Origin of the sequence: Streptococcus sanguinis (assembly GCF_019929145.1) — a bacterium.
GTDB lineage: Bacteria > Bacillota > Bacilli > Lactobacillales > Streptococcaceae > Streptococcus > Streptococcus sanguinis_U.
Map to the genome: position 1 here is coordinate 982,922 of NZ_JAHZOW010000001.1, position 12,497 is coordinate 995,418.

At 49.5% G+C, this 12,497-nt stretch carries 4 protein-coding genes and 2 pseudogenes; 1 reads left to right on the top strand and 5 read right to left on the bottom strand.

Annotated elements, in window-relative coordinates; translation table 11 throughout:
* The 5 genes and pseudogenes from secY2 to K1I94_RS11470 all read right to left on the bottom strand — a co-directional run.
* Nucleotides 1-1,224, bottom strand: a complete 1,224-nt coding sequence (secY2, locus tag K1I94_RS04675) for an accessory Sec system protein translocase subunit SecY2 (protein ID WP_125338640.1) — start codon at nucleotides 1,222-1,224, stop codon at nucleotides 1-3.
* Between the two features lie 32 nt (nucleotides 1,225-1,256).
* Complete coding sequence (locus tag K1I94_RS04680; RefSeq protein ID WP_125338641.1) at nucleotides 1,257-2,261, bottom strand: sugar transferase; 1,005 nt, start codon at nucleotides 2,259-2,261, stop codon at nucleotides 1,257-1,259.
* A 16-nt stretch (nucleotides 2,262-2,277) separates the two neighbouring features.
* Nucleotides 2,278-5,499, bottom strand: a complete 3,222-nt coding sequence (locus K1I94_RS04685; RefSeq protein ID WP_223314580.1) for an SP_1767 family glycosyltransferase — start codon at nucleotides 5,497-5,499, stop codon at nucleotides 2,278-2,280.
* A 343-nt stretch (nucleotides 5,500-5,842) separates the two neighbouring features.
* Nucleotides 5,843-9,775, bottom strand: a pseudogene (locus tag K1I94_RS11465) (LPXTG cell wall anchor domain-containing protein); the annotation flags it as partial.
* 1,668 nt (nucleotides 9,776-11,443) lie between these two features.
* A pseudogene (locus K1I94_RS11470) lies at nucleotides 11,444-11,674 on the bottom strand (hypothetical protein); the annotation flags it as partial.
* A 550-nt stretch (nucleotides 11,675-12,224) separates the two neighbouring features.
* Between K1I94_RS11470 and K1I94_RS11475 the strand changes: the two are divergent.
* Entirely contained in the window at nucleotides 12,225-12,485 is a 261-nt protein-coding gene (locus K1I94_RS11475; RefSeq protein WP_457810432.1) for a hypothetical protein, read from the top strand.
* Nucleotides 12,486-12,497: the final 12 nt, after the last annotated feature.

Sequence of the window (12,497 nt, forward strand, 5' to 3'; positions counted from 1 at the left end):
CTACAACAATGAACGATAACGGTCATTAAGCGTCAAGGCATCCACCTCGTCCTTAATAGAAAAGACCATCCCGATAAAAATCATAAAAATCCCCGGAATCATACTGAGCCGCAGATAGCGAATGTCCAGAAGCACCACCATCATGGGCAGGCCAGAAATCAGAATAAGATAGAAAGCTCCCACTAGTGCAAAATAGGTTACCAAACCATTGATATACCGGCGGGTTGCTCCTCCCGGATAAACATTTTCAATATACTCTCCGCTCTTTTGCATCCGCTCAGCAATCTGGTCGCCGCTGATATTGATAAAGGCGAAGGCCAGTGCCAGAATGAAAATAGTCAGCAAATAGAGGATAAACCAAGCTGGACTTCCCATAGACAGCGCTTCTATCCACTGCTCAATCAGCTGGTTGCCTGGCTGGAGAAAGTGGATAATCAAAAGGAAATACTGGGGAATGCTGACCAAGGTCATCGCATACATGATGGGCATGCCACCAGCAGGATTCAGACGAATATCCAGATAAGAGTATTTCTTGAAACGGTTATGGATGTTGATCTTATTGACTGGAATTCGGTACTTAGACCGTTCAACTGTAACAGCCAGATAGAGAAAGACTAGGCTGAAAACCAGCATCAAGGCCAGCCAAAGTGAAGAAATCTTCAGCTCCTGAATGGAGTTCCAAATATCCTGCGGAATGTAGGCAATCATGCTGGCCATGACAATCATGATGGAGCCGCCAAGTCCCATGGCAGCATTCAAATCCGTCAGCCAGATGAGAAAGTAAGTCCCAGCCATCAAGACCAAGGTATCTAAGACCATAATCGTAGTCATATCCACCCCACCTGCTTCTTGCAATGGCAGATTTAGGACCAACGCTACTGACTGAATCAAGGCAATGACCAAGGTCAGCAGCATCCGCCGCCTTTCCTGCACTTCCAGAGGGAGCTTACTCAAGCCTAGGCGCTTGGACACAGCAAACATCTGCCAGATCAGCATAGAGGACATCCAAGGAGACAAGCCGACAGAAAAGAGCGACATACTGCGCAGATTCCCCCCCATCAGGGCTGTCGCATAGTTCAAGGTCGCAGAGGTCCCGTCCATGGCAGCTGCCTTACTCATATCAACGAAGGGCAGGGTCAGCTTGGTTCCCAAGACATAAATAAATAAGAAAAATAAGGTCCACAGAAACTTCTTGATAATGACCGGTTTAAAAAATGACTTCACACTGACTCCTCATGACGATGGTTGGAAAAGCTCTAAGATAAGACTTCCATCACCGCATCTACTAAGACTTTCTTGCTAAAATAACCTTCCTTGAGCAGGAAAGAGAACTTTCTAACCCACTCGACCATAGCCTGATACTCCTCGACAGTCAGATTTTCAACAATCCGACTGGCCTCTTCCAGACTGTCTACGACAAAGCCTAGACCGCGCTCGCGAATCAGCTCTGCATTGGACAGGTAAGAAGGGACGATGACCGGAATCCCAGCTGCCAGATAAGTGGCAGACTTATGAGAGATATTGAGACCGTAGTATTCCGGCTCGTCTGCTGGATTTTCTTCGACACCCCAGACCAGACCTATACCTCCCTTGGACAGCTCCAAGAGCAGCTCCGGCCGGCTGACCCAGCCGCGATAGCTGACATTGGCCTCTGGATTTGACTCTTCTTCAGGCGAAAAAATCTCCAGCGACGTAGCATAAGACCAGTTGCTCAGATGCGGAAAACGCTCCACACTTCCTGCGAAATAGAGCTTGCGCTCAAACTGAGGCTGGTGCAGGGGCAGATCATAGGGATGATCCCACATGCGCTGGACCAAAATCTTTTCCACAGTCAGCCCCTCTGCCAGAAGCTTGTCTCGCATCTGCTCAGAAGGCACGATGACCGCATCCGACTGATTGTACATATCGATATACTCCGGCATCAGATAGTAGTTTGACGGGAACATCAGTGGCGGCACATCATGAATAAAGGTAATCAGCTTGGCCTGCAAAATCTTCAGCTTGCTGATAAAGGCCTGGTCAAACTCCCGGCCGTTCCAAGTCGGCGACTGGTAAATCACGACATCGCCATAGCCTACACTCGCCATGATGCCATCCAGACGGGTACTCATCTCTGACTGGCTGTCGCTGTAAATATCGTAAAAATAAAAACTCAGTTCATTGAAGCCCAGCTGCTTGGCTAGCTTGGTCACATCATTCTGGGCAATCAAGGCCGTACTCTGGCCAGACATACCGTATAGATTGGTAATATTAACTTTCATACTCTTTTTCTAATCTTCATTCCTGAGCCAGATTGGCAACAATCTGACTGTCATAAGCTTGGTCATCTCTAAACTCAATATCCTGATCAAAGTTGTGCTCAGCCGTATGCTTGTGCGACAGCTTGACCTTGTGCGTAGCCCCCATCTGGAACCACTCATACTCCGAGTCAATATGCCCAATATCCAGGGCCCGATAACCTTCCTGAACCAGATCATAGACCAAGACCTTGGCCGTCGGACCTAGCATGGTCAAAATCAGACGATTATCCGCATGTTCTCGAACAGCCTGCTTGATAGCCTCCAGCTTGCTGTAGGCGTTGCGCGAAGGACAGATAATCCGCTTGATGGACCTAGCCCCGTCAAAGAGGTCATTGCCCACACCAGAACGGGAAGTCAAGCCCTCTACTATCAAGAGGTCCTTGTCCTGCCAAAGCTGCTTGAGCTTTGCAAAATAACCCGCAGACGGTGTCTTATCTTCCAAGTCGATATAAGGCCGGGAAATAAAAGTCGATCCGTACCAAGGTGCTCGGCAAATCTCTTGGTAATCTGACAAGTGATAATACAAGTGAACTTTCCAAAAATTCTGGGCGTCAATGGAATAGCGCTCTAGCCCTGTAAATACATCGGACAGACAGACCATCAAACGCTCATCGCTTTCCATAGACATGATTTCTCTCAAGCGTGCTGATAGTTCTGGACCAAAGTCTTGATAAACGATACTACGGCCAGCAACTAAATCCATCTCCCCATCTCCAAAGCGAACCACTGAAGCACCTTTCTCCAAGAGATAATCCAGTGATTGGTCGATAGAGAGTACAGAAATCTGCCGCTCTTCAGGCTCGGCCAATCTTAGCTTCTCAATAGCCTGCACCATGACTTCAGGGTTATCAGCTGGAAAGACCTCCTGCCCTTGCTGGCCATGGGCTGTGCTGTCAAAGGCAAAGACTGGCTTGCCAGCAGACTTAAAGCAAGCAATGATATCACCAACCTCATCACCGGCATTGATATCCAGCAGCAGCTGAGACTTGGCTTCCAGCGACTCCAAGAGAGCCGGAATGCCAGCAATATCTGAACTGACGCTGACATTAGGATATTGGAGCAGACGCGTAATCGGCTCTGCCACCACTACCGGTGCCGCAATGTAGAAATGACAGGCAGGCAGGGATTGAATCAGATAGTTGATATGCATCAGGTCACAAGAGTAGGTATAGACTAGGCAGGACAGACTTGAGCCCTCTTCACCTTCTACCATCTTATGGGTCAAGGCTCCGATTGGCTCCTGCATATCCGACCAATCCAGTCCCTGATAGAACCACCAGACCTCACGATAGATAGACTGGGTATACTCTTTCCAAGGCTTGCGCTCGGTCAGATAGTGAATCACAGGCGGATAGAGACCTTTTTCTGGCTCATAGTCCGAAAAAGTCGTGTGCAACGTAATGCAGTTATAAGCAAAAGGCAGCTCCAGCCAGTGGTTCTCAAAGAGCATATTGAGAATGCTTTGGTCACCAGACGGTACCTTGTCATGCCATTCATTGGTCAGCTCAATCAATCGTTGGCGAATATTTTCTCGCTTCCAAAGGGCATTATTGATTAATAAGAACCCAGCATTAAAGATATGCTGATGAAAATACACTTGCCCCCCCAGATCCTTGACCGCAGCAAGTGGTGCCTCTCCAAGTTCTGTTTCAAAGAGGGAGCTTAAATCCCGCGTGACAACGATATCGCAATCCAAATACAAAGCCTTGTCTTCCTCGACAAAATCCGCTACAAAATAGCGTAGGAAAACTGTATAACTAATATCCGTTTTAAAATTTGACACCAGCGAAGCATCCACCCGAGCATTGACAATCTGGCAGTCCAGCTTGGCCAGTCTCTTTTGCATGCTGACAAACCACTCTGTCGGAAAGTCACTGTTGATGACATAAAACTTGATAAAGCGATTGTGGCAGACGATGGACTTAATGGTGGTTAAGACCTGCTCACTATAGGCAGCATTAGCCGCCAGCACCACAGCGCGAAAGGCTTGCGGCTTCTCTTTTTTCATCAGACTGCGCAGCTTTTCCACCATCTCCTGTGGATTTTCATGCGGATAGACCAGCTCTTCGTTTTCATTTTTCTTAGTATTGTCAAAAGCCAAAACTGGCTTGTCCAGCGTCTTGAAACGACTGCTCAACTGATAGTGCTCGCTTCCATGGTGAATATCCAAATAGATCTGGCACTTATCAATGAGCTCATCCAGCACTGCATGGATAACCTGTGGATAGAGATGGATATTTTCATAGCGATCCAAAGAACGCAGATAATCTCCCATATCTGTGTAACAGGCTATATAAAAATGAACGCTAGGCAAGGACTGGGCTAAAAACTCAATCTGCTCTAACTCTTGCACATCTGTCAGGAGCATGCAGTTCAGAGCGGCCTGCTCCCAACGGTCCGGCAGCTCAAACTCTCCCCGATGATGGGCTGAAATCTCCGCCAAGCTCAAGGCCTGAAAGTCCCACCAAAGCTGACGGTACCGATAGCTAACTTCCGAGTTCCAAGGCTTGCGAAAGGTCGTATAGTGGATAATCAGAGGTTCCTGATCCAGCTCAAAATGGCCATTCCAGCCACTGTAAAAGGCCACCAAGTCATGGCCTACCTGAAGATTGTAAATCTTATCCAAGGGCAGCCAGTCCTGAGCCAGCACATGATTTAAAACCGTCTGATCGCCGTTAAAATCCTCCATCTGGCCAGACTGAACCAAGCCCATGATGCGGTCCGTTTCCTTGATAAAGATCTCCTGCAGCTGCCTTTCTTTCCAAGCTCGATTATCAATTAGCAGAACGCCAGAGTTAAAGCCATAACCGCCGGCATCTCCAACCGCTGCCACAAGCTTACCTTCCAGAGGAATATCAAATAAAGGTTGCAAATCTCTATTGACCACCAAATCGCTGTCCAGGTAAAGGACACGCTCCTCTACCACAAACTGCGGAATGAAATAGCGAGCATAGGCTGCTGAGCTGATATGGTCCTGAGTCAGCCACTCTGGACTGATAGTCACTTGGTCCAAGCTAACATTGACTAATTCACTGTCCAGCTGCTCGGCCAGATCATTAAAATCACGGAACCATTCGTCACTCAATCCCTGATTGAAAACATAGATTTTTACATTTTTATTGTAATATAAAATCGACTTAATTGTAGTCGAAACTTGCTCCTGATAGGCCTGGTCCCCAACCAAAACAATCGTTTTCATTTCTTCCCTTACTCTTTCATTTCATAAACTCATAAACATCATTTCTATACTTGATATTATATAAAATATTGTCCAAAAAATCTATATTCTCAGGGACTTTCCTGCAGAATAAAGGATACTTTTTTCTACTAAATTGTCAAAAAAACAGGAAGTTGTCAAAACTTCCTGTTTCTATTGCCTCTCGGTTTCTTTTTGCTAATTCCTAGTCTAGGATTTTAGGAAGCAAGTACCAGAAATTATCAAATTATTTCCTTAAGGCTTACTTTGTCCATCACTTCCACAGCTCACTAACAGAGTGGACTTTTGACGGACTAAAAGATAAACTGATTGGCTCTATTTACTGCTACTCCTCAGAGTCGCTTTTCTTTTTACGTCTCTTGAAGGCCAAGCCCAATGCTCCTAAGCCTAAAGCTAGGATAGAAGCCTTGCTCTCCGTTTCCCCTGTCTGAGGCAGACGACCTCTGGAAATCAGATCCAGCTCAGACTGTCTTGCTGAAGCGGACAGACTTTCAGATGTGCTCTGACTAGCTGACAGACTCGTAGACAGGCTTTCTGATACAGACTGACTGACACGGGCAAGTTCGCTGAGACTGACTGCCGCTGACAGTGACTCACTTGTAGAAAGGCTTAGTGAGTAGAATTCCTTCTCATGAACCAGATCCAGCTGACTATGCAAGACTGATGTGCTAGTGCTCAGTGAAGTCGACTCGCTGATTGACTGAGAATCACTAATCGAAGCACTTTCTGAACCAGACAGACTAGCCGAAGTACTTGCGGATTCTGAAGCACTTACTGAAGCAGATCTACTTGCCAACGCTAAGGCAGAAGCCTGAACTGAAGTCGATTCGCTGATTGATGCGGATTCACTTGCGGATATAGAGCTGCTAGCTGAAGCTGATTCACTTGCACTTACGGACACGCTCGTTGAGGCAGACGTGCTTGCGGATACTGATGCGCTTGTCGACGCGGATTCGCTCGCACTTACGGACGCGCTCGTTGACGCAGATGTACTTGCAGATACTGATGCGCTCGTGGATGCTGATTCACTCGCTTTCGCAGATGAGCTAGTTGAAGCGGACTCACTTGCACTTACGGACGCGCTCATTGAGGCGGACGTACTTACAGATACTGACGCACTCGTCGACGCTGATGTACTTGCGGATACTGATGCGCTCGTGGATGCTGATTCACTCGCTTTCGCAGATGAGCTAGTTGAAGCTGACGTGCTCGCACTTACAGACGCACTCGTGGATGCAGACGTACTTGCGGATACTGATGCACTTGTAGACGCTGATTCACTTGCACTCACTGACGCACTCGTTGAGGCGGACGTACTTGCACTTACGGACGCGCTCGTGGAGGCGGATTCGCTCGCACTTACAGACGCACTCGTTGATGCAGATGTACTTGCGGATACTGATGCACTTGTAGACGCTGATTCACTTGCACTCACTGACGCACTCGTCGATGCAGACGTACTTGCACTTACGGACGCGCTCGTGGACGCGGACGTGCTGGCGCTGACTGATGCGCTCGTCGATGCAGACGTGCTGGCACTTACCGACGCGCTAGTAGACGCGGACGTGCTGGCAGATACAGATGCACTGGTCGACTCTGATGTGCTTGCGGATACTGATGCACTTGTAGACGCTGATTCACTTGCACTCACTGACGCACTCGTCGATGCAGACGTACTTGCACTTACGGACGCGCTCGTGGACGCGGACGTGCTGGCGCTGACTGATGCGCTCGTCGATGCAGACGTGCTGGCACTTACAGATGCACTCGTGGAGGCGGACGTGCTTGCTGATACAGACGCGCTAGTAGACGCGGACGTGCTGGCAGATACAGATGCACTGGTCGACTCTGATGTGCTTGCTGAAACGGACGCACTCGTGGAGGCGGAAGTACTTGCGCTTACTGAAGCACTCGTTGAAGCGGATGTACTTGCAGATACGGATGCGCTAGTTGATGCTGACGTACTTGCACTTACGGACGCGCTGGTTGACGCAGACATGCTGGCAGATACAGACGCACTTGTTGATGCCGACGTGCTGGCAGATACAGACGCGCTCGTGGACGCGGATGTACTTGCGGATACAGAAGCGCTGGTAGACGCGGACGTACTTGCGGATACGGATGCGCTAGTTGATGCTGACGTACTTGCACTTACAGACGCGCTCGTGGACGCTGACGTGCTGGCACTCACTGACGCGCTGGTTGACGCAGACATGCTTGCAGATACAGACGCACTTGTTGATGCCAACGTGCTGGCAGATACAGACGCGCTTGTGGACGCTGAGGTACTTGCACTTACAGACGCACTCGTTGAGGCAGACGTACTTGCACTTACTGATGCACTCGTTGAGGCAGATGTACTTGCACTTACAGACGCACTCGTTGAGGCAGATGTACTTGCAGATACAGATGCGCTAGTCGATGCGGACGTACTTGCAGATACTGACGCGCTAGTCGACGAAGACGTGCTTGCACTTGTAGACGCGCTCGTTGAAGCTGACGTACTTGCAGACACTGATGCGCTTGTGGACGCTGACGTACTTGCAGATACTGATGCACTCGTTGAAGCTGACGTACTTGCACTTACTGATGCACTCGTCGACGCTGACGTACTTGCAGACACAGACGCGCTTGTGGACGCTGAAGTACTTGCACTTACGGATGCACTCGTTGAGGCGGACATACTTGCACTTACGGATGCACTCGTCGATGCAGACATACTTGCGGATACAGAGGCACTCGTCGATGCGGACGTACTTGCACTTACGGATGCACTCGTCGACGCTGACGTACTTGCTGATACGGACGCACTTGTGGAAGCGGATGTGCTTGCAGATACGGATGCACTTGTCGACGCTGACGTACTTGCACTTACTGACGCGCTCGTGGACGCTGAGGTACTTGCACTTACTGACGCGCTCGTTGATGCTGAGGTACTTGCGGATACGGATGCACTCGTGGAAGCAGACGTACTTGCACTTACTGATGCACTCGTCGATGCGGACGTGCTTGCGCTCACGGATGCACTTGTCGACGCTGACGTGCTTGCACTTACTGATGCACTCGTGGAGGCTGAGGTACTTGCACTTACCGATGCGCTCGTGGAAGCAGACGTACTTGCAGATACAGATGCACTCGTGGACGCTGAGGTGCTTGCACTTACTGATGCGCTCGTTGAAGCTGACGTGCTTGCAGAAACAGAGGCACTTGTTGAAGCCGATGTGCTTGCGCTTACTGACGCACTCGTCGATGCAGACGTACTTGCGGATACAGATGCACTCGTTGAAGCTGACGTACTTGCGCTCACTGACGCGCTAGTAGATGCTGACGTGCTAGCAGATACAGACGCACTTGTCGATGCGGACGTACTTGCACTTACTGATGCGCTCGTTGAAGCTGACGTGCTTGCAGATACTGACGCACTCGTTGAAGCTGACGTGCTGGCGCTCACGGACGCACTAGTGGAAGCTGAGGTGCTTGCACTTACTGACGCACTCGTCGATGCTGAAGTACTTGCGCTGACTGACGCGCTCGTCGATGCAGATTCACTTGCAGATACCGACGCACTCGTCGACGCTGAAGTACTTGCGCTGACTGACGCGCTCGTCGATGCAGATTCACTTGCAGATACAGACGCACTCGTCGACGCTGAAGTACTTGCACTTACCGATGCGCTGGTCGATGCTGAGGTACTTGCAGAAACAGAGGCACTTGTTGAAGCCGATGTGCTTGCAGATACAGATGCGCTCATTGACGCTGAGGTGCTTGCTGATACGGACGCACTCGTTGAAGCTGACGTACTTGCACTTACTGACGCACTGGTTGACGCAGATTCACTTGCAGATACAGATGCGCTGGTAGACGCGGATGTGCTTGCAGAAACTGATGCACTCGTCGACGCTGAGGTGCTTGCGCTTACTGATGCACTCGTTGAAGCCGAGATACTTGCGCTCACTGACGCGCTGGTAGACGCGGACGTACTTGCACTTGTAGACGCGCTCGTTGAAGCTGACGTACTTGCAGATACTGACGCACTGGTTGACGCAGATTCACTTGCAGATACTGACGCACTCGTTGAGGCAGATGTACTTGCACTTACCGACGCACTCGTTGAGGCAGATGTACTTGCAGATACAGATGCGCTCGTTGAAGCTGACGTACTTGCAGATACTGACGCGCTTGTGGAAGCGGATGTGCTTGCAGATACAGATGCACTCGTCGACGCTGACGTACTTGCAGACACAGACGCGCTGGTCGATGCGGACGTACTTGCACTTACTGACGCGCTAGTCGACGCAGACGTGCTTGCACTTACTGACGCGCTCGTTGAAGCTGATGTACTTGCTGAGACAGAGGCACTTGTGGACGCGGACGTGCTTGCACTTACTGACGCGCTTGTGGACGCCGATGTACTTGCTGAGACAGAGGCACTTGTGGACGCGGACGTGCTTGCACTTACTGACGCGCTTGTGGACGCCGATGTACTTGCTGATACTGAAGCGCTAGTCGATGCGGACGTACTTGCAGATACTGATGCACTCGTTGAAGCTGACGTACTTGCACTTACTGATGCACTCGTCGACGCGGACGTACTTGCAGACACAGACGCGCTTGTGGACGCTGACGTGCTGGCACTTACTGACGCGCTCGTTGAAGCTGATGTACTTGCAGACACAGACGCGCTTGTGGACGCTGACGTGCTGGCACTTACTGACGCGCTCGTTGAAGCTGATGTACTTGCTGACACTGACGCACTTGTGGACGCCGATATACTTGCACTTACAGATGCACTCGTTGAGGCTGAGGTGCTTGCAGATACTGACGCACTCGTTGAAGCGGACGTGCTGGCAGACACTGACGCACTTGTGGACGCGGACGTGCTGGCACTTACTGACGCGCTTGTGGACGCCGATGTACTTGCTGATACTGAAGCGCTAGTCGATGCGGACGTACTTGCTGAGACAGAGGCACTTGTGGACGCTGACGTACTTGCACTTACTGACGCGCTCGTTGAAGCTGATGTACTTGCAGACACAGACGCGCTTGTGGACGCTGACGTGCTGGCACTTACTGACGCGCTCGTTGAAGCTGATGTACTTGCTGATACTGAAGCGCTAGTCGATGCGGACGTACTTGCAGATACTGATGCACTCGTTGAAGCTGACGTACTTGCACTTACTGATGCACTCGTTGAGGCCGACGTACTTGCACTTACTGACGCGCTGGTTGACGCTGAGGTGCTTGCTGAAACTGATGCACTCGTCGATGCGGACGTACTTGCACTTACCGATGCACTCGTTGAGGCGGACGTGCTGGCACTTGTTGATGCACTCGTCGAGGCGGACGTGCTTGCAGATACGGATGCACTGGTTGACGCAGACGTACTTGCACTTGTAGACGCGCTCGTTGAAGCTGAGGTACTTGCACTTGTAGATGCACTGATCGACGCGGACGTGCTGGCACTCACTGACACACTCGTCGATGCGGACGTGCTTGCAGAAACTGATGCACTCGTTGAGGCCGACGTACTTGCACTTACTGACGCGCTGGTTGACGCAGATTCACTTGCAGATACAGACGCACTAGTTGACGCGGACGTGCTGGCACTCACTGAGGCACTCGAGGAAGCAGATGTACTTGCTGAAACTGATGCACTTGTCGACGCGGACGTACTTGCACTTACCGATGCGCTAGTGGACGCAGAGGTCTTAATTGACACAGAAGTACTTATAGATGCGGAACTACTTGCTGAAGTTGAGGCACTAGCAGAGGCTGACTTACTTTCAGCAATAGATGCGATTGTTGAGGTAGAGGCGCTGACGGATGCAGAGGTGCTTGCAGATTTAGAAGTACTTCCTTCTCTTGTATCTACTAACTTGCCACCATCAACTGTGGCCGTTCTGCCATCTCTGAATGTGATAGTAGTATTACCATTATTAGAAACCGAAATAGCTGTATTTAAGTTTTTATTTTCTACATCTATCGCTCTTAAGTTTGGATTACTCTGCTTAATCGCTTCTCTGACCTGATTTTTTTCAGTTTCAGATAATTGATTAGGATTGTTGACTAATACAGTATTCTCAGGAAGATTTGGTCTGTATCGAATAATTAACATAAACTGACCATTAACTTCTCTTTTTCTAACCGCAGCGTTCATTTCTTGTTGCGTCACATTCACGTTACCTGCAGCATCGGTAGCAACAATATAACGCGTATAGTCACCAATAGCTGTATCAACAGGAACATTTCCATAAATTCGTATCCTTAGCTGATTACCCTCTTGTTGAACTGAATGTTGCACCCAATTAGTAGCTCTATCATCGCCATTATTATATAGCCAACGATATCGTGTTCTGGATATATCAAAAGCATTCGAATTATCTGTAACAGTCGCATAATATTCGAATGACTCTCCTCTATAAACTGTAATTTCACTTGGAACATTAACAACAGGTCTCTCTGTATCAACTGCATTTGCTACATCACGACGTTTCCGAACACGAGCAGTTTCACTTGAGGTACTGGTTGAGGCATTATTAGTCGAAGATCTATTGGTTTCAGATGATGCACTTTGACTATTTACAGTAGATTCTGACTTGGAGCTAGCTGAGGTAGATGCTGGCTGAGATGCACTGACTGAATCAGATGCACTTGAAGATACTGAAAGAGACTCAGACACACTTAAGGAATCTGAGACTGACTGAGATGTGCTAGCACTGATAGAAGCAGAGCTAGACTGTGACACTGACTCTGAAGCTGAGACGCTGGCAGAGATAGATGCACTGACAGAAGCACTGGCGCTGGCTGAGGATGTATCTGATACAGACTCTGACTCAGTATGTGAGCTTGCCGTTGCGGTTGCCGCTTCAGCAGCACTACTTTCTTCTCCTAAAACTGTTTCACCACGTGTCGCTAAAACGTCTGTCGTGTCAATGACTTTTTCCAGAGCCTGTTCTTCTTCTGCGTGAACGGTTGTGTTT

What these genes read in the sequence shown, in the direction of transcription:
- K1I94_RS04680 (WP_125338641.1), bottom strand. Translation starts at nt 2,261, where the DNA reads ATGAAAGTTAATATTACCAATCTATACGGTATGTCTGGCCAGAGTACG.
- K1I94_RS04685 (WP_223314580.1), bottom strand. Translation starts at nt 5,499, where the DNA reads ATGAAAACGATTGTTTTGGTTGGGGACCAGGCCTATCAGGAGCAAGTT.